Source organism: Photobacterium aquae (assembly GCF_001029445.1).
Classification (GTDB): Bacteria; Pseudomonadota; Gammaproteobacteria; order Enterobacterales; family Vibrionaceae; genus Photobacterium; species Photobacterium aquae.
In genome coordinates this window covers 59681-83233 of record NZ_LDOT01000013.1, presented here as the reverse complement: position 1 = coordinate 83233, position 23553 = coordinate 59681, and the positions used below count along the sequence as shown (strand labels likewise).

General features: G+C 49.9%; 19 protein-coding genes. 7 read left to right on the top strand and 12 right to left on the bottom strand.

Annotated features, from left to right (window positions below):
• Positions 1–41: 41 nt before the first annotated feature.
• Positions 42–4004 carry an AsmA family protein gene (locus tag ABT56_RS11265; protein ID WP_047878971.1) on the bottom strand — a complete coding sequence of 1321 codons (3963 nt, stop codon included), beginning with the start codon at positions 4002–4004 and terminating at the stop codon, positions 42–44.
• A 308-nt stretch (positions 4005–4312) separates the two neighbouring features.
• Between ABT56_RS11265 and ABT56_RS11260 the strand changes: the two genes are divergently transcribed.
• The 4 genes from ABT56_RS11260 (at position 4313) to ptsP (ending at position 8759) form a co-directional block, all read left to right on the top strand.
• Positions 4313–4957, top strand: a complete 645-nt coding sequence (locus ABT56_RS11260) for an ABC transporter ATP-binding protein (RefSeq protein ID WP_047878970.1) — start codon at positions 4313–4315, stop codon at positions 4955–4957.
• Positions 4950–5720, top strand: a complete 771-nt coding sequence (locus ABT56_RS11255) for an ABC transporter permease (RefSeq protein WP_047878969.1) — start codon at positions 4950–4952, stop codon at positions 5718–5720. The genes ABT56_RS11260 and ABT56_RS11255 overlap by 8 nt, the downstream gene beginning before the upstream one ends.
• 253 nt (positions 5721–5973) lie before the next feature.
• The gene (locus ABT56_RS11250; RefSeq protein ID WP_047879027.1) at positions 5974–6270 is read left to right on the top strand and encodes a PTS fructose transporter subunit IIB; all 297 of its coding nucleotides are present in this window, start codon (positions 5974–5976) and stop codon (positions 6268–6270) included.
• A gap of 5 nt (positions 6271–6275) precedes the next feature.
• On the top strand, positions 6276–8759 hold the full coding sequence (gene ptsP / locus ABT56_RS11245; protein WP_047879026.1) for a phosphoenolpyruvate--protein phosphotransferase: 2484 nt from the start codon (positions 6276–6278) through the stop codon (positions 8757–8759).
• A 107-nt stretch (positions 8760–8866) separates the two neighbouring features.
• Here the strand turns inward: ptsP and ABT56_RS11240 are convergent, their stop codons facing one another.
• On the bottom strand, positions 8867–9400 hold the full coding sequence (locus ABT56_RS11240; protein ID WP_047878968.1) for a peroxiredoxin-like family protein: 534 nt from the start codon (positions 9398–9400) through the stop codon (positions 8867–8869).
• A 249-nt stretch (positions 9401–9649) separates the two neighbouring features.
• Here ABT56_RS11240 and ABT56_RS11235 point away from each other — a divergent pair, with 249 nt between their 5' ends.
• Positions 9650–10075 carry a hypothetical protein gene (locus ABT56_RS11235; RefSeq protein WP_047878967.1) on the top strand — a complete coding sequence of 142 codons (426 nt, stop codon included), beginning with the start codon at positions 9650–9652 and terminating at the stop codon, positions 10073–10075.
• Positions 10076–10159: 84 nt separating this feature from the next.
• On the opposite strand, the gene ABT56_RS11230 is transcribed toward ABT56_RS11235, so the two are convergent.
• Positions 10160–11077 carry a GlxA family transcriptional regulator gene (locus ABT56_RS11230; protein WP_047878966.1) on the bottom strand — a complete coding sequence of 306 codons (918 nt, stop codon included), beginning with the start codon at positions 11075–11077 and terminating at the stop codon, positions 10160–10162.
• 134 nt (positions 11078–11211) lie between these two features.
• On the opposite strand from ABT56_RS11230, the gene ABT56_RS11225 reads away from it, so the two are divergent.
• Complete coding sequence (locus ABT56_RS11225) at positions 11212–11730, top strand: cysteine hydrolase family protein (protein WP_047878965.1); 519 nt, start codon at positions 11212–11214, stop codon at positions 11728–11730.
• 124 nt (positions 11731–11854) lie between these two features.
• Entirely contained in the window at positions 11855–12103 is a 249-nt protein-coding gene (locus ABT56_RS11220; protein ID WP_047878964.1) for a DUF3297 family protein, read from the top strand.
• A gap of 101 nt (positions 12104–12204) precedes the next feature.
• Here the strand turns inward: ABT56_RS11220 and ABT56_RS11215 are convergent, their stop codons facing one another.
• The 9 genes from ABT56_RS11215 to ABT56_RS11175 all read right to left on the bottom strand — a co-directional run bounded on the left by ABT56_RS11215 (position 12205) and on the right by ABT56_RS11175 (position 23293).
• The gene (locus tag ABT56_RS11215; RefSeq protein WP_047878963.1) at positions 12205–13032 is read right to left on the bottom strand and encodes an AraC family transcriptional regulator; all 828 of its coding nucleotides are present in this window, start codon (positions 13030–13032) and stop codon (positions 12205–12207) included.
• 160 nt (positions 13033–13192) lie between these two features.
• The gene (locus ABT56_RS11210; protein WP_047878962.1) at positions 13193–13507 is read right to left on the bottom strand and encodes a PTS fructose-like transporter subunit IIB; all 315 of its coding nucleotides are present in this window, start codon (positions 13505–13507) and stop codon (positions 13193–13195) included.
• Between the two features lie 63 nt (positions 13508–13570).
• Positions 13571–14623, bottom strand: a complete 1053-nt coding sequence (locus ABT56_RS11205) for a PTS fructose transporter subunit EIIC (RefSeq protein WP_047878961.1) — start codon at positions 14621–14623, stop codon at positions 13571–13573.
• A gap of 290 nt (positions 14624–14913) precedes the next feature.
• Complete coding sequence (locus tag ABT56_RS11200) at positions 14914–17148, bottom strand: type I secretion system permease/ATPase (protein ID WP_047878960.1); 2235 nt, start codon at positions 17146–17148, stop codon at positions 14914–14916.
• A complete protein-coding gene (locus tag ABT56_RS11195) occupies positions 17141–19195 on the bottom strand; it encodes a bifunctional diguanylate cyclase/phosphodiesterase (RefSeq protein WP_047878959.1) in 2055 nt (684 codons plus the stop codon). The genes ABT56_RS11200 and ABT56_RS11195 overlap by 8 nt, the downstream gene beginning before the upstream one ends.
• A gap of 10 nt (positions 19196–19205) precedes the next feature.
• Positions 19206–19886 carry a transglutaminase-like cysteine peptidase gene (locus tag ABT56_RS11190; protein ID WP_053062453.1) on the bottom strand — a complete coding sequence of 227 codons (681 nt, stop codon included), beginning with the start codon at positions 19884–19886 and terminating at the stop codon, positions 19206–19208.
• 9 nt (positions 19887–19895) lie between these two features.
• Positions 19896–20522, bottom strand: coding sequence for an OmpA family protein (locus ABT56_RS11185; RefSeq protein ID WP_047878958.1), 627 nt, complete (start codon positions 20520–20522; stop codon positions 19896–19898).
• An 11-nt stretch (positions 20523–20533) separates the two neighbouring features.
• Positions 20534–21874, bottom strand: a complete 1341-nt coding sequence (locus tag ABT56_RS11180; RefSeq protein WP_047878957.1) for a TolC family outer membrane protein — start codon at positions 21872–21874, stop codon at positions 20534–20536.
• A 3-nt stretch (positions 21875–21877) separates the two neighbouring features.
• Positions 21878–23293, bottom strand: coding sequence for an HlyD family type I secretion periplasmic adaptor subunit (locus ABT56_RS11175; protein WP_047878956.1), 1416 nt, complete (start codon positions 23291–23293; stop codon positions 21878–21880).
• Between the last annotated feature and the right edge of the window lie 260 nt (positions 23294–23553).

Below are 23553 nucleotides of genomic sequence, written 5' to 3'. Positions count from 1 at the left end.
GCCGAGATGTCTATACAGGGGGAAGCGGGAGGGGGCACAATCTAATGCTTGCCCTGCCAGATAAGCTGACACTGGGCACTGCCATCGGGAGCGATTGGTTTTTCGACCAGCCAACGGATCGGGGAGACAACAGGGCTGGTGGTAAAGCGAACCGAGGTTTCCAAAATTGCCGATAGCGGCACAGAAAAATCAAAATGCTCGAATTTACCAAGAACCTCGACTGGTGTTTGCAAGCTGAAAATTTGCGCCCGCTTGGACTGTGGCCGCAGGTAGAGCGAAAAGTCGCGATCGGCGTAGCTGGCATTGAACAGGCCATTGACTTGCATACGGGTAGTATCAAGAAGCAAGTCACGTTGTTTCATCGTCCCTTGTTTGATATCTATCCCTGCGGCAACGCAGTTGAGTACCGAAGGATCATTATTGGTGAAGTTCGGAATAATGGCATCGGTCAGGCTAACCGCCCACAGATCAATTAAATCCGCTTCGAATGCTTTTGGCCAAGCGGCGACACCGATAAAGCCATTGGCGTTATTGAGCAGGGTATCGGGCGAATTTGCCAGGCTGGTTAGCTGGAACTGAGTCGAAAACGTGCCGTGCATACCGCTCTCTGGCGCAAGGCGGCGGGCTAGTATCCCGTAATCAAAGTTCTCGACATGGCCGTCAAAACGAAGATCGAACATATCGTCTTTGGCCTTGATGGTGCTGGCAAGGTCGATGCTGCCTCCCGGCAACTGGATATACAGCGGTTTCAAGTTGAATACGCCATCTTTCACAGTCCAGTCGAGCTTGCCTGCCCCCAACCAATCATCGCCAGAACGAACCTCATTAACGTCAAGGCTGAAGCGGGCATTGAGCATATCAAGCCCTGCAGGGCTGATTATCGACGTAGGTGAGTCGGAGGTATTGGCTGCAAGCGACGGCGTGGTCTTTTCCTCCTCAACGGGCATTTTATCATTTTGCCATGCTGCCCAGTCTCCGACCTTGAAGTCATCCATCTGGATGAATGGCGCGGTCAGGGCGAGGTTTAGCTGTGGCTTGCCTTGGTTATTGAGTGGCGGCAGATATGCCCCTTGGCCCGTTAGCTGGCTGTTATTGACCTGAACCAGCATGTTGTTGAGATGATAGCCCCGTTTATCCATCGCCATGTTGGCATTGATAGTTACCGGGCCATAGGGCGGCATGTCGATGTTAGTGAATGTCTCGAGCTGGTCGAGATTTGGCGCATAAGCACTGATATCTAGATTGAGCGCTTGTGGGTCAATGGGCAGAGAGAGGGAGGTGTGGGCTTTGAAGCGCATGTCGCCAAGGTTAACGGCAAGATCAACAGGGAGTGTCTCTCGGCCGTCGTTGATTTTTTTGAGCGATAGCGAGTTAAGGGCGATCTGAGTGACTTTCCCAGCTGTTGTGCCGTCAATCACCAACTGGGTATCGGTGTCAGGGCCGCTTTGAAAGCGACCCTCATCCAGTTGAATCTTCAGTGCCTTGCCGGTGTAGCTATCAGCGATATTGGCATAGCCGCCCAGGAGTCTTGCATCAACCTTGGTATTCTCCATCAAATCAAGAACTGAGCGGCCTTCAATGCTGAGCGCCAGCTGGGCCCTGTCCAGACGCATATCGAAATCATCGGCAATGTTGAATTGGTGGAGTACGGCCCCGATATCAGGATCTTCTACAGAGACATCGAGGGCGGCATCAATGGTATTGGCGTTGATCCCGAAATTGAGCAAGCCGTTGTAGTCGCTGCCGGCAAAGCGACTTTTAAACGGTGCATTACTCATTCTGCCGTTTTTCAGTTCGCCTTTGAAGGAGATAGCTTCGAGATGCTGTTTCCCCCATATAAGCTGTTTTACCCCGATATTGACATCGGCATCGGCAATCACGATATCATTTGGCAGCAAAGGAACATCAAGGTTAACCCCTTGGGTCGGAACAGTCTGTTCTACCTGCGGCAACTCATCATTATTGATGAATTGGCCGAACTGGGTGAAATTAAGCTCACTGAAATTGGCGTCAAAGTCCAAGTAGGGACGTTCGCCTTCTGGCCGCCATGCCATGTTGATGTTCCCCTTGCTATTGAGCAGGTTGAAATCAGGCATGGCCAATTTTATCCAGCCATCATGGTAGCGGATCTTGCCGGTGATGTTGACTGGGCCATGAATATCAGCGGTTGTACCTAGCCAGGGGCTCAACAATTTGGCGTCCTTGCTTTGGATGTCCAGATTGAACCAGCTATCCTCTTCCCATCGGGTATGTTTAAGTAAACCTTCCGCACTGACATGCAGGGCTGGACTGTTCAATGATATTTGGGTCGGCCAATCGCGATTAGAAAGTACATCGCAAAATGTGCCGGCTTTAACTTTGAAACGGGTGGGAATACCCATCAATTGGCCTTGAATATCGGACTTGAACGGCACGTTGAGCCCGGCAATGAGCTTGGCCTTATCAATAGCGAATGAGGCATCACCGCCCCACTTGACCTCGGCTTGATCAATATTAAGTTCGGCCCGTGAGTTTTCCAGCCATTCAGACAGTTTGGTGCCTTGGGTGGTGATATTGAGTTTGGCGCTTTCGAGGTGGCCTCGCGCATAGCCCATACCGCTTAACCAACGTGCCATTTCTCCCAGTGGTGACTTTTCGGCACCGAGCGTGACATCAACGGTAGACGTCCAGTCAGTGGCATTGATATTTGCCGAGCCCCTAAATGGAACTTTGGCTATATCAGCGGTCATTGGTGCATGGAGTTCGCCAGCCTTGCCGTTGACTTGCAATGACAGGTTTTCGATGGATGTGCCAAGTCCTTTTACTTCGTCAATCGACAGTTCAACGTTGGTAGTGGTTTTGACCAGCCATTGATCCAGTGCACGCTGAAGCGGCGATTGTTGAGGTGGCGCACTGCTATAGGCCCGCATCATTATTGGCTTGGGCTCTAGCCAAGGGCGCAGATCAATAAGCGGTATATTTAGTTTGCCGTCAATAGTGTTGTGATCGCCAAGCGCAATATCTAAAAAGCCACTGCCGTGGGTGATCGGGCTGTCGATCGCCAACTCGCTGACTTTTAGGCGGTTGGCCGATGCTGATATCTTGGTAGTGATATTAAGCGGGGCCAAATATTGCAGATCTAAACCCAGTAAATTGGCAACTGGCTGGGTGTTTTGCCAACTGAGGCTCACATCGGCGGTAGATATCCCTTGATTGATCGGTAAAACATCAGCATCAATGTTTAAGCTGGCTCCGGCAAATTCTCCTTTGGCCTGTAGTTTGCCGTATTGTTCGTTGAGCAACTGCTCGAGATCGCCGATAAGCTCAAGGTTGTATTGTTGGCCGATGATACTGCCGCTTGCATTTAGCTGCCATTGGTTATCGATGGGTGCCAGCAGCATGTCGTCGAGATACCAGTCGAAATAGGTGTCGGTAGAATGGTCTTGGTATACGAATGACAGGTTGTGGGCTGAAATTTTGTTATTAATTGCCAGCTTGAGTGGTGAGCGGGTTTGAGCATCATTATTTTGCGAACTGGCTTGATTATCGCGATCAAGGTTGCCCATTAGCCAGTTTGCGTCCCCGTCACTGTCTTTAGCAAGGTTCAACTCGATAGTATCAAGCTCAAGATGGTCAACAGACAATGTGCCGCCAAGCAGAGGCAAAATACCAATTTGAGCATGGATTGAGCCTGTCTTCAGCAATGGCTGCCAATTGAAAGCATCTGTGTTGGCGATGGAGATGCCGTTGAATTGTACTTCGGGACGGAATGATAAAACGAGCTTGATCTCGCCATCGATGCGGGCTTCGCGATCCAGGTTTTCTGTTAGCCATTCACTAATGGTTGTGCGGTAAGGCGTCAGATCTAGATGAATACCATAGCCAAGAGTCGCAACACAGAGTGCGACAGGTGTCAGAACACCAATCCCAGCCCATTTGGCGATCTTGCGGAGGTTACGTTTCGACTCGCGGGTAGGGGCGGGAGTCGAAACTTTATCGTTGTGGTTTGTGTTTTCTGGGCTCATGCAAATTCTGTAGGATGCTGTGGTACTGATATCTCATTTCTTCGTGAAATGTTCTGCAGTATCACTACTTGTTGTTATTTGGATGCTGTTTTATTGCGATAAGATACCATGGAAAAAGCTAAATCGATAATTTTTCAGCATATTTTGACGAAAAATTGGCACATCTCATGCTGTAAAGGTGTTGTTTGATGGAAAATTGACACTTTGCCAGAGGGTGGGACGTTATCAGTTTCATTAATGTGTACTATCAAGACTAACGTTTTGAATCATAACTCCTGAACAGTAAACTGGTTGATAAAGGGGGGATTATGAGTAGTGATTCACCAAGTATGATTCTGTCTATTCAGCAATTATCTTCAGGGTTTGAAGCCATTTCCAGCATGAGCCTGACGTCGACATTGGCCATGGGGCAGCATCTGGCAATTAGTGGGCCGTCGGGTTGTGGTAAGTCAAGTTTATTGAAAGTTCTGTGCGGCTTGAGACCGGCGCTTGCTGGGCGGATAGTGTGGCAGCAACAGGCGGTAACCGAAGCCAATTTGTCGTGGTGGCGCCAGCAGTTTTGCTATCTCCCCCAGCAGCCAGTGATGGGAGCGGAGGATGTCTATTCGGTACTACGGTTGCCATGGCGGCTGAAGGCCACATCTGTGGTAGAGCCTACAGAGCAGCAGTGTTTGCAGGTTTTGGAGCAGTTGGATTTGGCATCCGTGCAGTCAAAATCTGTTAATACGCTATCCGGAGGTGAAAAACAGCGTTTGGCCATTGCCCGCGCTGTGCTGATGCAACGTCCGCTATGGATTATGGATGAGCCGACCTCGGCCTTAGATGCCGCTAGTCGTGATAGATTGGCGGCTCTTACTCGCCAGTACTCCTTGATGGTGGTCTCAGTTTCTCATGATCCTGCGTGGGTGGCAGGGGCCGATATTGTCTATTCAATGGAGGGGCGGAATGGGTGAGACCTTAGCGATTAGCCATTGGGCACTGGCGGGGTTCTATACCCTGTTTATTATTCCGCTGTTTTTATTTCGTTATTGGCAATTGGGGTTGGGTAAAAGCTTGATTGCCGCAGTATTGCGTATGACGATCCAGCTGTCTATTGTTGGCCTATACCTGCAAACCCTATTTGAATTTCAGAACCCGTGGCTGAACAGTCTTTGGTTGTCGGTCATGGTAGTGGTGGCCGGCAGCAGTATTTGCAAACGGGCGGGGGTAAGTGCCAAGCGTTTTCTCCCTGCTGTGTTGATAGGCCATTTAGTGGCGATGCTGGGGGTGTTGCCACTGATGCTGGCGGGGGTGATTAAAGCCGAACCTTGGTGGCAGGCACAGTATTTGATTCCAGTGGCGGGAATGCTGCTGGGTAACTGTCTGTCGGCCAACGTATTGGCGTTGGAGCGCTGGTACAGTAGCTTGAAAGATCGTGCTGAAGAGTACCAGTTTTACTTGGCTATGGGTGCGCCTAATCCGGGAGAGCCTTTTATCCGAGAGGCAGTGAAAGCTGCGTTGGCCCCGCAATTGGCGGCAATGACAACATTAGGTATTGTGAGTTTGCCGGGTATGATGACCGGACAAATTCTGGGGGGAACCGAGCCATTGCTAGCCGTGAAATACCAGTTGGCCATTATGGTGGCGATTTTTATTTCCGCGTCTTTGTCTGTAGCCACGACACTGGCTATTGCCAGCAAAACCGCTTTTAACGTATACGGTGAATTTCAGAAATGAGGTTGGGAATATCTCTATTAATAGGGAGTATGAGTCCTATTTTACTAAAATTTAGGCATTTAAATTATTGTGAGAAAATACCGATAAGTTTGATAACCATTTGATTTATTGATGGTTGTAATGTTCTGGGTGATCCGTTTCACACTCTGTCATTGAGGCAATAATAATCCAGTAAATGCGATAAAAATCATCTATAGGTGATTTCCTTCCTGTAATAGCATGACAGTATGTTAAAGAACGCTAGGTCATGCTCATGAAAGTTGTTGCTATAACCGCCTGCCACACAGGGATTGCACATTGCTATATGGCTGCCGACCGATTGACCGACGCTGCCCGAGCCCTGTCGATTCAGATCAAGGTTGAAACCCAAGGCGCGATGGGAATTGAAAATAAATTATCAAAACGAGATTTTGATAATGCTGATTACATATTGTTGGCTGCAGAAATAAAACTAAGCGAAAGCGAACGGTTTGAAGGAAAAAAAACAGTTCTCGTTTCGGTACAAGACGCCATCAATAAACCTGAATTCCTTTTGAAACAATTTAAGTGAACATCATGAAGAAAGAAGTCGCCTTTATTTGTGAATTGCCCAATGGGATTCACGCTCGCCCTGCCAATCATTTGGAAACTGTGTGCTGTCAGTTTGATAGTGATATTACTTTAATGAACCTGCGTAATGGCAACAGTGGATCGGCAAAGAGTGTATTGTCGCTAGTGGGTACCGATACTCTGTTTAAGGATCCTTGTTCGCTTATCATCGAGGGGGGTGACGCCGAGCTGGCTCAGTCGATGCTTGAGACTTATTTGCGGGAGGAATTTCCCCATTGCGATGCTGAGCTGGTGGTGATGGACGAATCTGACATAGTGCTGCCGCAGTCTTTGCTTCGCCATAATCCCGTTTTGCTCAAGGCCAAGCGTCTGTCGGCTGGGGTTGCAAAGGGGCAGTTGGTACGTTTCAGTGATATGGATCTGACTCTATTTGCTCAGGCTGAGGCCAGTGTTTGCTTTGAGCAAGCCACCGATCAGGTTCGAAAGCAGTTGGCTGACAATGCTCAGACGGCCACCGGTGAAGAAAAAGCGATTATCGAGGCCCACTTGGCTATTTTAGCGGATGAGGCATTTGTCGGTCAGATAGAGGGTTTGGTTGCCAATGGCAAGACGGTTGCCGAAGCTGTGCTAGCAACGGTCGAGTCTATCTGTCATACCCTGCTGCAATCATCCTCGGATTACCTTAAAGAGCGGGTGCTGGATATCAAGGATATCGCTCTGCAATTGTTGGTGGCCGCTCACCCGTATCTTGAGATAGAGACGGATTTTGTCTTGTCTCAGCCATCGATTGTGGTTGCCAGTGATTTGACACCTAGTCAGTTCCTTGGTTTAGATCGCGGTATGTTGCAAGGGCTGATCCTGACCAACGCCGGGGCAACATCGCACACTGTAATTTTGGCCCGTGCCTTTAATATCCCGGCTATCGCGGGCATTGACTTGGATACCTGTGCTGCCTATGAGGGCGAGTTGGCATATATTGATGGTAATTTGGGTGTTGTTGCGCCTGCGCCAACCCCGGCTGTCGCCGTCTATTTTGAACGTTCCCTTAAGTTGGCGCAGCTAGGTAAAGAGCGCCAGCATGAGTTTCTGGCTGCATCTGGCATGACCAAAGACGGTAAATTGGTTGAAGTAGCGGCCAATATTGCCTGTACAGTGGAGGCCGAACCGGCTTTTTCTCTAGGGGCAGAAGGGATTGGCCTTTTCCGAACCGAGATGCTGTTTATGGATCGCGCCTCTGCGCCGGATGAAGCCGAGCAGTTCGAGTGTTACCGGCAGGTACTTGATGCTGCAGGCGATAAGCCAGTGATTATCCGCAGTATGGATATCGGCGGCGATAAGCCGATTGATTACCTCAACTTGCCTGCCGAGCACAACCCGTTCTTGGGTTACCGGGCTGTTCGGATTTATCCTCAGTTTGTTACCTTGTTCCGTACTCAATTGCGCGCTGTGTTGCGTGCGGCGCAACATGGCCATACTAAGCTGATGATCCCGATGATTCAGAGTATTGAGGAGATCCGCTGGGTAAAAAGTCAGTTGGCATTGGTGAAAGCGGAATTGGAATCTGAAAATATCGGTTTTGGTGAGCTTGAACTGGGGATCATGGTTGAGATCCCGGCAGTGGCTTTCATGATGGATCAGTTCTGCCGCGAAGTTGACTTCTTCAGTATTGGCTCGAATGACATGACCCAGTACCTTCTGGCCGTCGATCGTGATAACGATAATGTTGCCAAACTGTACAACAGTCTTGCTCCATCTTTCCTCCGCTTGTTGCGTGAAGTGGTTGTTGGTGCCCATGAATACGGAAAATGGGTCGGCCTATGCGGAGAGCTGGGGGCCAACAAGAAAGTGTTGCCCCTGCTGGTGGGCGCGGGTTTGGATGAACTTAGCATGGCAGCGCCAAGCATTGTGCCTGCGAAGGCATTGCTGAGTCAGCTAGATAGCAAGCAATGTGAGGCATTGTTCCAGCAGGCGTGTGATTGTGCGACGATTGCCGAAGTTGAAGCCTTGCTCGATGAGTTCGAGCGCAGCCAAGAGGCTAAGCCGCTATTGGCGACGGAATGTGTCTTGCTAGATTGTGATTTTACAAGCAAAGAAGAAGCTATTCAGGCACTTGTCGGTAACTTGGGGATTTGTGGCCGTACTGTAAGGGTCAATGAGTTAGAAGCTGATATCTGGGCTCGAGAGGAGGTGTTCTCTACCGGATTGGGTAACGGGTTCGCTATTCCACATACCAAATCTGACAATATTCAGCACTCATCGATTTCAATTGCGCGGTTGGGTAAGCCAGTAAGTTGGACAGCAGACAGTGATGATAGTGACGTTGAATTTGTGATTATGCTGACCCTTAACAAGGAGCAAGGCGATCAGCATATGCGAATATTCTCCGGCCTCGCGCGTAAGCTGATCCATGAGAGTTTCCGTAACACCTTAAAAGAAATGACCACAGAGTCAGAAATGATTGCGTTCTTGCAATCAGAGCTCTCGCTATAAGCGCGACAATGTTTGTTGGCATAAGCAGTAGCGGCCTTCGTATGAGGGCCGCTATTTTGCTATTGGTGGAGATTGGTGGAAGTTCGATCGATTATTCCTCGGGGGCTTTATAGGTAAGTTCCACGGATCGGATAATTGTTTTCAGGGTTGCGAATAAATGCCAAGCCTGCGAGCAATGTTTTTAGATCTGGTCGGGCAAACGGGGCATTTGAAATGTCAATAATTTGTATCTCATTGTTTTCATTTATGACAAACAAGCCCGGTTCAGCGAATGGATGATCGGTTTCCTGTGCTGAGCGAGGATGGGAAATATACAGTCCGAGCTGCTGCATTTGCTCGATGTTAAGGCCATAGCCGATAGGAAAGCTAACCGATAAGTTATCCATATGCGTACGTAATTGCTCCTCGCTATCAGCAGAGGCTACAACAATATCGATCCCTAGAGCCCCAAATTGTTCTCGCAGCGTTTCAAGCTCGTTGAGGTAGCGGGTGCATAGCGGGCAGTGTCGGCCTCGGTAGATCACAACCATTTGCCAGTCTGTGCCTTGCTGGGGAACACCGAGGATCACGTCGGTGCCAGTTAGGGTCGGTAGCGCTATGGCCGGGAAAATACTGCCTGCCTTTAATTTGCCGGAAGTCATTATCAATACCTTTTGTGCATAGGTTGGAGTAAGTATCCCTATGTTAGGCTTGAATATAAGTGACTGAAACTGTGATTATTCGACTACCACCCATTCTTATTTGGAATAGATCGAGTGGAAAATCTGTGCGCATGTTGTCACGTTACATTTTATCGCTTGTTTAAGGATTTGGACTGAAATAGGATAGCGTTATCTGGTATGGCTGGTAATTAGCGTGCCAATTTTAACTATCTGTATTTGAAGAATAAAATGAAGAAAATTATCTCATCTTTGATGCTTGTTGCGGCTTTGTCTGGTTGTGATGATGCTAATCAAGTGATTGATCAGGCTCAGAAAGCGGCGAACAATGCTGTTGATACCATGCAAGAGAAAATGGAATCTGTTGATCTTAGCAAGCTAAACCTCGAACAATTGGGTGATGCCGCGGCTTCGGCACAAAAGCTTGCCGAGTCTGTTGACGAAGCACTGAATGCTGATTTCAGTGATCCTGAAGTATTAACAGAAGTTCATGAGCACATTTCCAATGCTTACAGCTGCTTGGTGGAAGCGTCATCTGAGTCAACAGCTGAAAAGCTGATGGACAAAGTGATGGTCACTATCAGTAACGAAGATGCAAAAACACTGATTGAAAAGAGCATTGAGAAAGCGAAAGAAGCTCAAAAGTGCGTAATGTAATCGTGTTTTGAATGAAACAAGCCCACCAAGGTTTAACCGTGGTGGGCTTTTTTGTTGGCGTCTGTCTTTAGAGCCCGTGCAGCCTCAACCATTAAACCGTTGGCGGAATGCCCTTGGGGTTAATCCCATTATCTTTATAAATGTCTTGCGGCACGCGGTACTGTCTTGGTAGCCCACCAGATGGGCGATATGTTCAAAGGGATACTGGCTGGCTTCAAGTAAGTCACAGGCTTTTTGTATCCTTAGCCGTTGTAAATACTCATTGGGTGAATAGTGGGTTGCCTGACGAAAACGACGGAGCAGAGAGCGTTCACTCAGGTGCACGAGACTGGCCAACTGGGTGACAGTCAGTGAGCTGGAATAGTGCAAGTTGATGTGTTGCTGAACTTGCCTTATGACATGGTCGTTATGGGTTGTTAATGGAATGAACTGCTGGTAGTACCGTTGCTCTCGAGGGGCGGTATCGACAACTAGCATCTTGCCTAATTGGCGCATGACAAATTCTCCAGCATGCTTGGCGATGATATCCAAACCAAGATCAAGCCATGACATCATGCCACCAGCCGTAACGATATCGCCATGATCGATCAGTATTCGGTCTATATCCAGAGGCTGGTTTGGAAAGGTGTGTCGAAAATCATCAGCCAGCCCCCAATGTGTGGTGACAGCGCGGCATTGCAAGGTGTCGGTATGAGCAAGAATAAAGGAGCCGGCACAGGCTGAGGCCAGTTTACTTCCGCTCCGGTGCTGTTCATTGAGCCATTGAATATGTTCGGTATTGGGGTGACGGTAATAGTCCCCAGACATACTGGGCGGTAAGATTACGATCTGATAAGTCTCATCATGATTTTCAAATGTTTCAATGATAGTGGGTACGAACTGACAGCGAAGGTTGTGTTCTTTGCATACGCGGTTTGCCAGCATGAAGAGCTCATCCAATCCATAAATTGCTGAGCGAAGTGCTGACGGGTAATGGCAGATAGCGATAGTAATGGTTGTCATTTGGTTAATGGGGACAATTTGTCCGTTTTGGCATGTTTTATGTCATTGTAGACACTGCTTAGATTATCCTCAATCGGCCATACTGTGTGTATTGAATGCGATGAAACAAAATCTGAAACACAAAGGAGCCTTGTATGAACCAGAAAGCCTTGTTGGTGATTGACTTACAAAATGACTATTTCCCAGGTGGTAAATTCCCGCTTTGGAACACTGATTTGGTATTAGGTAACATCAAAAACGCGATTGAGTTAGCGCAAGAACATGATGTGAAAATTATCCATATTCAGCATATTGCGGATCCCGCTGTTGGTGTCGCGCCGTTTTTCAATCAAGGTACCGATGGGGCGGCGATTCATTCTGAGATATTGGCGGCCGCACCAGATGCAGATGTTGTCATCAAGCACTACGCAGACAGTTTTGAAGGAACAAACTTGGAGGGCTTGCTGGCCCAGTACGGAGTGGATGAATTGCTTGTCTGCGGCATGATGACGCAGAACTGCGTGACGCATACGGCGATATCTAAGGCGGCGGAAAAATATCAGGTTTCCATTCTGGCGGACTGTTGTACAACAGTCGATGAAATGATCCACAATATTGCATTGCATGCAGTGTCGACCCGGATTCCGTTGGCCGGTTACAAAGAATGTTTTTAAATTTCAATTAAATCATAGCGTTATGATTTAATGTGTGGGGGCGGGAATAATTCCCGCTTCTCTTGAGGCTTGGGCTTATATTGTCTACAATAGCGCACTTTTTATTTTCCAGAAGTGAAAGAAAATGACTGATTCTAAAGCGCAACCAGCTCTACCTGATCACCTATCATGTAACCCTCGCAGCCCGCACCACGTGGCAGAGTGCTTCGAGCACAACATCGGTATCCGTTTCAACGGTAAAGAGCGTTTCGATGTAGAGGAATACTGCATTAGCGAAGGTTGGATCAAGATCCCTTCACCAAAAGCACTAGACCGCCGTGGTCAGCCGCTTCTTATCACGCTGAAAGGCACAGTTGAAGCTTACTACTGCTAAGTTGTAGTTGCATAGCTTACTCTGATTGCAAAAAAGGGCCTACGTAGTGTGGGCCCTTTTTTATTGTCAGCAGGATCTAGCTTGTGAATGATTGCAAGTCATTAAGCGGCGTTCAAACGGTATTCGCTGGGTGTCTTACCGGTTTTTTGTTTGAATACCCGGCAAAAGTAGTTGGTGTCTTTGAATCCGCAGCGACGGGCTATTTCGTCTATTTTGAAGCTGTATGTCTTTAGCATGAACTTGGCGCGGTCAAGGCGTACGTAAGTGACGTAGTCTGCGTATTTCACGCTACCTTCTTGATTGAATAGGCGCGAGACATGGGCTGATGAAATACCAAAGCGATCCGCTACGGTGATGCGGGTAATGTCTTTGTGGAAGTTTTCTTGAACATAGATACAGATGTTGCGGTAAAGTCTTTCGCTTCGGCTTGTTTTTTCTTGCTGCGGGGCAGTTAATAGTGCTCGGCAGTATAAGATCAGTGCCTGTGCCAGACTGTTGGCCATTACTTCGGCTTTTTTGTCATCACCGATACAACTAAGAGCATTGATTACCAGTTCACAGCTCATGGACGAAGGTAGCGGCATGGAGTGCTTGACGACCTCGACAAATCCTTCCCCTTTGACATATTCAATATAGCTAAATCCCACTTGGCTTCGGCCGAACAGAATCGAGATCATCCGGCAGGATTTGTCCCATGTCGGTTTGCTCCAGGAGTTAGCCGGGATGTAGATCATCTCGTTGGGCTTAAGTGTGATTGGTTGGTGGTCATACTTGCCGTCAACAATGAGATCGTAATCACCGTCGAGCAGTATTTCAAGGCGGTTGAAGTTAACTTGGTAAGCGCCTTCGGGAGGAGTATTTTCACTCGTGCAAAGGTGGATAAGTTGGCCGTTGAATGTGTTTAGGGACTCGGTGATGATATGGTACATAGTCTGATCGGCTTTATATATGTGACTTGGGTATACGTCTAAGTAATAATGTGGTCAAGCTATTTACTGAGCGTCCTGAAATTAATTTTGTATTTTTGAAGTAAGTTGGCGAAATAAAAAAGGCGAAGCTACTGTTCGGGAGTAACTTCGCCAAACTCAATTATGCCTGAGCAAGCATACTTTCTAATTTGGTGATAATTTCAGGAGCCTGTTTTGCCGCTTGGGCAACGGTGACGCGAACAATCTTTTTACCGGCAAAACGTTCTTCGTTTTTGATTGCGATGTCTTTGGTCAGAATAACCACATCGGCTGTTTCAACATCGTTGGCATTCAGTTCGTTTTCAATACCGATTGCGCCTTGGGTTTCAATTTTAACTTCCCAGCCTTTTGCTTTGGCTGCGGTTTCAAGTGCTTCGGCTGCCATGTAAGTGTGGGCAACGCCAGATGGGCAAGAAGTTACGCCAATAAGTTTCATAATATTCTCTCTTCTTTGTTCGGTATTTATTCTGTATGAATTCTGTATAGGGTTAAGTCGGTATTAATCGAATGACAGCTCGAGTTCTTCTGTTTCGGCTTGTTTGTCCGCATCACGGTTCTCGATTGGTTTTTTCAAGAAGTTCACAACTAGAGCTGTGGTGACAGAGCCTGCAATGACCGCGGCGACGTACATTAGGCGACCTTCGACAACGGGCAGTACAATCAGGCCACCCCACGGTGCATGGTTGAGTACCCCGGCCATGAAGGCGACAACGTTACCGACGATACCACCAGCGACGATGGCAGGGATAACACGGGCTGGGTCGTTGGCAGCAAATGGGATAGCACCTTCGGTGATACCGATGCAGCCCATGATAGATGCCGCTTTGCCAGCTTCTTTTTCTTCAGGGGTGTATTTTTTCGGAGCAAGGAAGGTTGCCAGTGCCATGCCTAGCGGCGGTACACAGATAGCCACACCGACACCGCCCATTAGCCAAGGCTGAGTACCGACTTGAGTCTGGGCAAACAGGGTGGCTACCTTGTTGATTGGGCCGCCCATATCGAAAGCGGTCATGCCGCCAAGTACCATACCCAGCACGGCTTTAGAGGCTCCAGCCATTGACTGCAGGCCTTCGTTCATCATCGCCATGAAGGCGGCGATAGGCTGACCGATCACAAATACAACCAGTGCAGAGACAATGAAAGTACCGCCAATAGGAATGATAAAGTAGGTAGACAGGGCTTTCAGTTTGTTAGATAGCGGGATCCGCTTGAGTTGCAGTACCACATAACCGGCGATGAAGCCGACCACGATGGCCCCAAGAAAACCGGCCTGAACCTGGTTGGCAAGATAAGCGCCGATCATGCCCGGCGCAAGGGCAGGACGGTCAGCAATAGAGTAAGCGATATAGCCGCCCAGTACAGGTACAAACAGGGTGAAACCGGCGATCCCCATATCCCAAAGGCCTTCAAGGAAAACACCTTCCGGTACGGCACCTTTGCCGTTGAGCATCACTGACAGTGCAAGCAATACACCGCCCGCAACAACGAATGGCAACATGTGGCTGGTACCTGTTAGCAGGTGCCTTTTAAGTTCTGAAAATTCCACTTTCATACTCAAGACCTTTTGAATAGTTAATTAATAGATGTTATTCCGGACGGGAATCTGTCCTTGGTTGTTGCTGACGATTATGCGCGCTCAGTGATAGGTTGAATATTGGATATTCATATCCTTTACTGGAGAAATGTTGCATCTTGAAATGAGTGAGAAGCCCATCACAGTGGGAGTGGGTAAATATATTTTTTGTGCTTTAAGTCATGTTTTTAATTATTTTCACGCGTGTCGATTTTTTATTTCATGATTCGGTTGTGAATTTAAATTTGTTATTTATTCGCGGTTGTTCGTTATTTTAACTTGCTGAGGATTATGTCCTTTGGGCCATCAGCAATAATTTTGCCTTGCTCAAGAACGATAAGGCGATCGACAACATCCAGCATGGTGGTTTTATGGGTGAGCAACAATAAAGTGGTATCACGTTCCATGTCAGCAATGGTGTGTTTGATTTGCTGCTCGGCACGGTTGTCCATACTGCTAGTCGGTTCGTCGAGGATCAACAAAGGCGGTTGGGAGACAATGGCTCTGGCAAAGGCGATGGCTTGTTTTTGCCCGCCGGACAGGCATTGGCCATTTTCACCCACTTGCCGGTTGAGACCGGAAGGGGAGGATTGGGTAAAAAGGGCCACACCGGAGAGTTTGCAGGCTCGGGTGAGATCCGATTCTGAAACATGCTGGCGACCAAGCAGAATATTGTCGCGAATCGTGCCGAAGAACAGGGTGGGCTCTTGGGTCATGCAGCCGATGTGTCGCCGTAATTCGCCGGGATGAAACTGGGCTAGGTGATGTTGGTCAATCAGGATATTGCCGGTTTCAGGGACATAAAGACGGGTAAGCAGCCTTAGCAACGTGGTTTTCCCCGCCCCGATTTTGCCGATAATCCCGATTTTTTCGCCGGGACGAATAGTTAGGCTGACATGTTGCAAGGCTGGCGAATCAGCACCGGGATAGGTAAAGGAGACGTCGTCAAATTGGATTCGCCCGATTTGTTTCGCGACAGTCGTTTGGCTGTGGAATTGTTGGCTATGGCGTGAGGTAGGGGGCTGTTTTTCACCAGCTTGGGATACTGAGGATTGTGCCGAAGTAACGGCTGACGCTTCTTCTGGTGATGCCATGATTGCACTTAGGGTTTCGACGGCCGTTTTGGCCTGAAAATAACGTGTAGAAAGTTGTGACAGCTGGATCATCGGAGCGATTGCCCGGCTGGCCAGCATGGATACGGCAATCAGCCCCCCGACGGAGAGCTGTCCAGCGGCAATAAGATATACCCCGGTGATTATTATGCCCACAGAGACAGCTTGTTGGGTGAAGCCGGCGAGGTTATGCACGGAATCCGCCAGGCGGCGGGAGCGGACAGACCAACCCGCCATAGTGGCGACGGCTTGCTCCCAGCGGTGTTGGTATTGGGGTTGGCTGTTGAGCAGCTTGAGGGTTTCCAGTCCTGCCAGACTTTCGACAAGGTTGGCGTTTTTTTGGGTTGAGAGCTGGGTGCCCTGCTCGATGGCTTGCCGGAGCGGACGTTGAATAGCAAGGCTGTAAAGGGCAAGCAGGGCGATGGCGATAGCCGGAATGATCGCCAGTGGTCCGGCAATATAGGCGATGACAGCCAGAAAGAGCAGGGCAAAAGGCAGATCAATCAACGCAGAGAGGGAAGCCGATGTGAAGAACTCCCGAATTGACTCAAATTCTTGTAGATGGCGGGCAAATGCGCCGACGGAAGGAGGACGAGCGGCCATTTCGATACCCATTACTTTGCGGTAAATCGCTGCTGACATCAGGAGATCGGCTTTTTTCCCGCTGATATCGAGGAAGTAGCTGCGAAGACCTTTGAGCAGCAGATCAAAGCCGAAAATAATGGCTATACCACTGGCGAGTACCCACAGGGTATCGAATGCCTGATTGGGAACGACCTTATCGTAAACCAAGCGGGTGAACAGCGGGGTGGCGACAGCAAATAAGTTGATTAGGAACGATGCGACCAGTACATCCCGATAAATTGCCTTGGATTGCCACAGGGTTTGCCAAAACCAGCGGGAGCTTGGAGAGTGGTTTGTTTGGGTCGCGGTGCTGTGTTGCTGGCTGCGCTCGTCACCTTGGAAAGGCCGTTTGAATAGAAAAACCCGGTTAATAAAGGCTCTTTCAAGTTCGGCAAAACTGATCCAGTGTCCGGTGGATTTTGTATTACCGCCTTCTTGATAGTTGTCATCAGCTGGGCGGCTTGTTTCCTCAAGAGTGGTGTGGCCGCTAATTTGTGCCTGCTTTTTTTTATGGTCAATTTCGGTTACTACGCAGGCGGTGTTATTGCGCAGCAAGGCAATGGCGGGGAGCAGCAGCGGGGACAGTTCGGGGAGTGATAACTGTGCTTCGTGCGCCTCGAGGCCGACGTTTTGTGCTGCCCGTGGCAGCAGAAATGGTGGAAGCTGACCGTGTTCGATAGGCAAGCCGTCAAGTAGCAGCTCTGTCGAATGGGGTTGACCATGATATCGGCAGAGATAGCACAGTGCTGTCAGTAATGGATCATGCATTGTCCGTCTCCCCGCGCGTATTTTCCTGTTGATGAATGGCAAAGCCCTGAAATCCGGAGACTCCCAGTGCGGCAAGGGTTGATGCCTGTTGTTTGGTTTCAACTCGGGTGGCAATGGTGGTGATATCAAGGTGGTGCGCGGTTTGGATTAGCGCGCGCAGGGCATCTTGCTGAATGTCATCCTCGAGTTGTCGGGTATAGATAAAGTCAATCTTGACGTAGCGGGGCTGAAAATGGCGCAGGTAGCCGATGGAATCAAAGTGGCGGCCATAGTTGTCGATACCATAGGTAAAATGATGTTTATTCAATACATCACACAGCAGTTTGGTTTGGGCAGTTTCGAGAATAAATGCTTGTTCTGGTAGTTCGATAATAAGCTGCTGGCTGAAGATCGGGTTGTTATCAAGGAAGTTGTCTAGCCATTGGATAAAACCGGTATCAGTGATAGTCGGTAAGGCGAGATTGACGGCGACAAAGCGTGATTCCTCGTGGGGGAGGGCAAGGTAACGGCTGGCTTTTTGCAAAAGATAACAATCGAGTTCGCTGGTTCGCTCAAGTGCGGCCAGGGCAGGCATGAACAGGCGCGCTGGGTAATTGTGGTTGTGATGGGTGAGATTGGCAAACAATTCGCGGTGCAGGTTATGGCCATGCTGGTCATCGACGTTTTGGTAAGTGAAGCGAAACTGGTCATTGGCGATAGCCATCTGGCAGATTTCTAGCCACTTCTGCTTCCCCCATCCGTATCCCAACTCGGAGGCTTGCTGGGGGCTTAACCGATCTTGATTGGAGATATCTGGGTTTTGTGATATGCCACCGGATTCAACAAGGCCTTGTGTGTCACTGATAACGGCGACAAAGTTACTGTTTTGCTGGGCTTGCGAGAGCGCATTGTCACACAGCGCGAGCAGCTCAGGAACGGATGTCGCGATTGGCGGTGCAGAAGCCTGTTTGGTGATCACGCCGGTAAAAATAGGATCGGGGCTATCCGGGCAACAAACCTGTTGTGCATGGCTAATCTGCTGGGCACAACGGATGGCTTGAGAAATGGGCGGGGCCGCTGTCCCCCCTGTATTGATCAGCATGAATTCGGTGTGGCTGAGGCGGCCGAGATGGTATTCAGAGTGGGGGAATAGCTCGGATGTGGAAGCGCGGAGATGATCGCCAATGGTTTTTACCAATGTTTGTGCCGTGGGGTATTTGTGTTGGTGGCGAAGCAGGCGGATTGCCTCTACTCGAAAAATCAGGATATGCCCAGGTGTTTCGCTGTCCAACCATTCGGCCAGTTCAAGCAAGAGCCGTCGCCGGTTGCCGAGGCCGGAGTCAGGGTCTTGGTAAGCCCGCTTGCGCAGCAAATCAGCTTCTTGGGACTGCTGGTGGAACTGACGTTGGAGTTTCGTGCTCATTTGATTGAAGGCATCGGTCAGAGCCTTGAACTCCGAGGTTGCCGGCGCAGGAAGTGGTGAACCGAAGTGGTTGTCGGCAATAGCCCGGGTTTTTTGCTGCAAGATTGCCAGCGGGCGTTTAACCAGTCGATCGAGCATCAATTTGAGCAACATGACCCCGATAACAAAGCAGATCCCGAAGGTGGTGAGGAGCTCTAGGCTGCTTTGCCACAATTTGCTATAGGCAAGGGTTGGATGGCTGGTCACGGTAATTTTGCCGAGCTGTAACCAACCGCTGGTCAGGGTATTCTGCCGTGTAGTGGTCGGGATCGGTACTGCTTGCTGAAACCATCTTGGTACATTGCTTGGTGCGATGGGGTATTCGCGGGTGATCTGCTGTTGGTCGCTGAAGATCTCGAGGGAGACTTTTTGGTAAAGGCTACCATCGAAAATGGCATTGATGACCGATTCGGTGCCCACGCGATCGTTGTCGGCCAGATAAGGGGTGACAGCCAGACCAACGGCATGAATGGCGTTGTCGATCTCAGCGGTCTGCTGAGTGATCAGGAAACTACGGGTGGTGGTGAGCTGGCTGTAAAAGATACCGGCCAATAGCAGCAGGAAAAGCAGCAGCATCCAGATGAAGAGTCGATAGTAAAGGGGCATAGGCGCGCTCCTAGTGATTTCGCTGAAGGCGCGGTTGAGCGAACTGTTGATTGTCGAATCGCTGCCGTAGGTTATTCCAGTGCTTGAGCCGGCTGGCATCGCCAACGTGTTCCCCTTGTCCCCGCAATTTCATTAGCCATAGTTTGCTACCGTTGAAACTGTAAATAGGTTGAAGGTCAGGCCGTTCGGTCGCTGGCTTGATTTCCGGGTTCAGGTTATCCAGCAATAAAGGCACTGATGCAGGTGTAGGATAGTAGGCCAGCACCATGTGGAACTGGTTGAGCTGCAGGGCTTTGACATAGATGAGGCGTAATTTGTCGTCGGCGATCCCCAAGTCCCGCAGCGAGACATATTTGGCAATGCTGTAGTCTTCGCAGTCCCCGGCTCCGGCCCCGAGAAACTCAAATGGGGTTGCCCAGTAGTCTCGTTTTCCCCAAACCACCAGATCATCCACAAAGGCCATTTGGTTAAAAAAGTGGTTAACTGCTTCTAATTGTTGGAGTGGTTCTTGGCGGCGGATGGCATGAAGAAGCTGCTGCCAGCTACTGGCCCGTTTTTTAGCCTGTTTGCCATAGACCTGCTCGAATTTTGGAGGGAGCTTATCTATGTCGCTAAGGTTGTTGTCAGCCTGCAGGAGGCGTGATGGCAGGGTAATGAGTGCGACTAGTATTATCATGACTCCCCCTTTCATTGACTCGACCTAATCTGCCTTGAGTGAAAAGACCGTCCACTCTTCGAGTACTTGGCCCTGTGAACCCCGAACCCTTGCGGTTACCCGTCGGCTGAGGGTATTGGTTTGTTCAGGTGTCGCTGCCGCGACCGGTTCGTTGTCTCCGAAACCGACTGTGATGATGCGCTTTGGAGCGACACCAAGGTTGATTAAATGGCGGCGGACAACTTCCGCCCTGCGTTTGGACAAATCAAGATTGTAGTCATGACCTCCGACAGGGCTTGCATAGCCTTTGAGTTCGATTCTAGCTTCGGGGTATTGGCTTAAAAATGCCGCCATCCGGCTGATTTCAGATAGGAATTTATCAGGGATCACGGTGGAGTCATTGGCAAACAGAATATGTAGGTCATTGGCTTCGTTGCGTTTGACAAAGGTCGGGCAGCCATCATTGTCGACAATGGCCTGATGGGGTGTTGCCGCGCATTTATCACGGGCGTTGATGACGCCGTCATTGTCGTCATCGAGAAGATCGCGCGATTGACTGGCAATGGGTGGCGGTTCAGCCTCGGTACTACATCCGCTGCCCAATAGAGCGACAATCAGCAATATGGCGTTGATAAGCCGTGTGCTGGCGGGATGTTGACGAGTTAATAGCATGCTTTCACCTCCTAGCGCACCGATGTTGTCCATTTGTCTGGTACATCAACGCGCATTTCGTCGAGCAATTTTCCCGTGGCATTGAGCACCCGGTACTTAGCCAAAATGCCGGCATAATGTGATTGCAGGTAAGCCTTGCGGGCTTCGAACAGTTCATTTTCAGTGTTGAGGACATCAAGCAGGGTGCGTTGCCCGATTTGGAACTGCTTCTGGTAGGCGATAACGGTTCTTGCGGAAGCATCGACATGTTCTTGGAGGTATTGGGTTTGGTCGATAGCCAATTCCATGCCGCTCCAAGCAAGGCGAGTGCTCTCTTCGAGTAAACGGTAGGCTCGGTCTCGAACATCTTTGGACTCACTGAGTTGGTAGGCCGCCTGACGGCTTTCGGCCAGATCCGTTCCGCCGTTGTAGAGGTTGTATTCTACTTTCAACATGGCCTTGAATTCGTCGGTATGGCCGGGCGTACCGTCAAGCTCGTCTCCCCACTCTTGCGAGGCCTCCACGGAAAAGGTTGGCAGGAAATCTCCCTTGGCTTGCTTGTACTGCGAGGTTGCGGCATCAATATCGTATTTGGCGACATTCAGTACAGGGTTGTTGGCTTTGGCCTCGTTGAGTGCGGTATCTAATGTATTCGCCAGATAGTTTTGGTCCACCTCGGGTTTTTCCAGATTAACGGGAGGACTGCCTACGATGTGTAAGAATTCAGTATTTTTGTCCTGTAGATTGTTCTGGGCCGCAATAAGGTTTGAGCGTGAGCGGGCGAGGCGGCCTTCGATTTGCGACAGATCGGCAATGGAGCCAATCCCTGCATCGGTTCGTTTTTTGATATCGGTAAATATGCGCTGGTGGATGTCGTAATTTTTCTGGGACAACACCAGAACTTCCTGTGCCTCCAGCGCTGACAGGTAGGACTCGGCGACACGCAATGCCTTGTCTTGGGCATCGGCAAGCAGTTGGTAGCGCTGGGCTTCGGCCTCGGCTTTTGTGCGCTGGATATTGTGATAGGTAATCGAGCCGTCCCAGATTAGCTGACGTAGGCTGATGGTGGTATCAAGCGGGTTGTAGTCACCGGTACTGTTGGTGGTGTTGTCATAGTTCTCGTAACCGGCACTGGCTTCGATATCGACAGAAGGTAGATAGTCACCGAGGGCGGCTCTGCTGGCTTGGTTCTGGCCCATGAAGGTATTGTAGGCCCGCTTGATTTCCGGATTGCTGGCCAGTGTTTCGGCAACCGCTTGCTCTAGTGATTGGGCTGCCAGATGAGGTGAGAGCAGCAAGCTAATAGCCAGTAGCGGCAAGTAAATAGCTCTTCTGTGCCGAGTAGAGGTCAAAACAGGGGATGAAATATGCATAGGTTACTCCCTGAGTGCCGTGTGCTGGGCTTTGAGCACGGGGTTGAGTAAATATTGTAAGACGGTTTTATGGCCGGTAATGATGTCGGCTACAGCATGCATGCCGGGGATAATTGGCAATGGCTTGCCGTGACGGTCTTGAAATGCGTGCTGGTCGGTGCGGATCCGGATTTGGTAGAAACTGTTGCCTTCCTCGTCGATCTGGGTATCGGCGCTGATATGCTCGAGCGTGCCCGATAATCCGCCGTAGACGGTGAAGTCATAGGCGCTGAATTTGACTGTGGCTTTCAAGCCGGGATGGAGAAAGCCGATGTCTTTCGGGGCGATTTTGGCTTCCACCAGCAGGCTGTCTTCGGTGGGTATGATCTCGACCAGATCCATTCCTGGCTGGATAACGCCTCCCAAGGTGTTGATATGGATGGCCTGTATCTTGCCGTTGACCGGAGAGGTCACCAAGGTACGTGATACCTTGTCTTCAAGTCCGACATGGGTTTGGCGTAGGCTATCTAGCTTGTCGGCCGTTTGGTTGAGCTCGGCCTGAATGTCTGAGCGAGCATTGAGAGCGATATCCAGCCGTTTGTAGATGGCTTCGTTCAGGGCCGCCCTCATGGCTGGGATCTGTAGCTCGGTGGACGTCATTTCCCGGCGGGTATCGTTGACCTGCCGCTTGATTTTAAGCAGCTCGACCCGAGGCACTACTCCTTCGTCGGCAAGGGGCTTGGTGATTTTGTACTCTTCGCTGGCAAGGTAGTAGCTCTGTTTTTGATTTGCAAGGCGGGCTCGTGCTTCATCCAGTTCGCGGGATCGCTGCTGGATCTGTTGAGCCATCACATCGAGCTGGTTGCCCAAGGTAGCCAGTTTGTCGCGGTATTCATTTCGTTGGCGCTGGAGCAATTTGTCATGGCCTTCTTGCAAGTTTTTGGGAAACGCCAGCTCGTTAGGCGTGACGATGACCGATTTTCGCCACAATGATCCCGGTGATTTGTCGATTGGGCGGGTTCGGATACTCGTAAGCAGGGCGTTGAGCCGGATGCTATCGGCTTCGAGACTGATGAGATCCTGACCCTGACCGGCGTAATCGGAGCGAAAACGGGTATCGTCAAGTTGGAGCAGTGGTTGTCCGGCCGTTACGGTTTCGCCTTCGCTAACCAGAATCGCTTTGACTATTCCCCCTTCGAGGTTTTGTACGATCTGCCGCTGCGAGGAGGGGATCACCTTACCCTCACCGCGTGTCACCTGTTCGAGGCTGGCATTGGCCGCCCATAGGATTGCCGAGATCAAAAAGGCCGCAATGACCCACACCAGAAGCCGCGATCGCTTTTCTGGCAGGAGAAGCACCGCATAATGCTCGCTCGGGACGAATGCCCGATGCTCAGGTGCAATTGCTGGGTCATGGTCGGGCTGTCTGTTTGTCTTCATACTGCTGTGTCCGCTGCACCTCTTTAAACGTAATTGGGTATCGCTATTTGCCTGTGATTGAGCGTTTGCCGCTAGCTAATAGTGCTGCTAAACGGATGGGGGCAAGGGAAAGCGTAGAGGAGCAAAACTGTCCTTGGCGTAACGAGATTGGGAATTCCCAAACCTGAGAACAGTTTATGGTTTGTGATGGCTGGCTTGTTGTTGAGACTAGACTGGAGGAATATCGGCACTGCTCGCGCCAGCGGTAGGAATAGGTTTGG

Bases quoted from the DNA above. Each gene is read 5' to 3' on its own strand.
- ABT56_RS11265 (WP_047878971.1), bottom strand. From the start codon at position 4,004: ATGAGCCCAGAAAACACAAACCACAACGATAAAGTTTCGACTCCCGCC.
- ABT56_RS11260 (WP_047878970.1), top strand. From the start codon at position 4,313: ATGAGTAGTGATTCACCAAGTATGATTCTGTCTATTCAGCAATTATCT.
- ABT56_RS11255 (WP_047878969.1), top strand. From the start codon at position 4,950: ATGGGTGAGACCTTAGCGATTAGCCATTGGGCACTGGCGGGGTTCTAT.
- ABT56_RS11250 (WP_047879027.1), top strand. From the start codon at position 5,974: ATGAAAGTTGTTGCTATAACCGCCTGCCACACAGGGATTGCACATTGC.
- ptsP (WP_047879026.1), top strand. From the start codon at position 6,276: ATGAAGAAAGAAGTCGCCTTTATTTGTGAATTGCCCAATGGGATTCAC.
- ABT56_RS11240 (WP_047878968.1), bottom strand. From the start codon at position 9,400: ATGACTTCCGGCAAATTAAAGGCAGGCAGTATTTTCCCGGCCATAGCG.
- ABT56_RS11235 (WP_047878967.1), top strand. From the start codon at position 9,650: ATGAAGAAAATTATCTCATCTTTGATGCTTGTTGCGGCTTTGTCTGGT.
- ABT56_RS11230 (WP_047878966.1), bottom strand. From the start codon at position 11,077: ATGACAACCATTACTATCGCTATCTGCCATTACCCGTCAGCACTTCGC.
- ABT56_RS11225 (WP_047878965.1), top strand. From the start codon at position 11,212: ATGAACCAGAAAGCCTTGTTGGTGATTGACTTACAAAATGACTATTTC.
- ABT56_RS11220 (WP_047878964.1), top strand. From the start codon at position 11,855: ATGACTGATTCTAAAGCGCAACCAGCTCTACCTGATCACCTATCATGT.
- ABT56_RS11215 (WP_047878963.1), bottom strand. From the start codon at position 13,032: ATGTACCATATCATCACCGAGTCCCTAAACACATTCAACGGCCAACTT.
- ABT56_RS11210 (WP_047878962.1), bottom strand. From the start codon at position 13,507: ATGAAACTTATTGGCGTAACTTCTTGCCCATCTGGCGTTGCCCACACT.
- ABT56_RS11205 (WP_047878961.1), bottom strand. From the start codon at position 14,623: ATGAAAGTGGAATTTTCAGAACTTAAAAGGCACCTGCTAACAGGTACC.
- ABT56_RS11200 (WP_047878960.1), bottom strand. From the start codon at position 17,148: ATGCATGATCCATTACTGACAGCACTGTGCTATCTCTGCCGATATCAT.
- ABT56_RS11195 (WP_047878959.1), bottom strand. From the start codon at position 19,195: ATGCCCCTTTACTATCGACTCTTCATCTGGATGCTGCTGCTTTTCCTG.
- ABT56_RS11190 (WP_053062453.1), bottom strand. From the start codon at position 19,886: ATGAAAGGGGGAGTCATGATAATACTAGTCGCACTCATTACCCTGCCA.
- ABT56_RS11185 (WP_047878958.1), bottom strand. From the start codon at position 20,522: ATGCTATTAACTCGTCAACATCCCGCCAGCACACGGCTTATCAACGCC.
- ABT56_RS11180 (WP_047878957.1), bottom strand. From the start codon at position 21,874: ATGCATATTTCATCCCCTGTTTTGACCTCTACTCGGCACAGAAGAGCT.
- ABT56_RS11175 (WP_047878956.1), bottom strand. From the start codon at position 23,293: ATGAAGACAAACAGACAGCCCGACCATGACCCAGCAATTGCACCTGAG.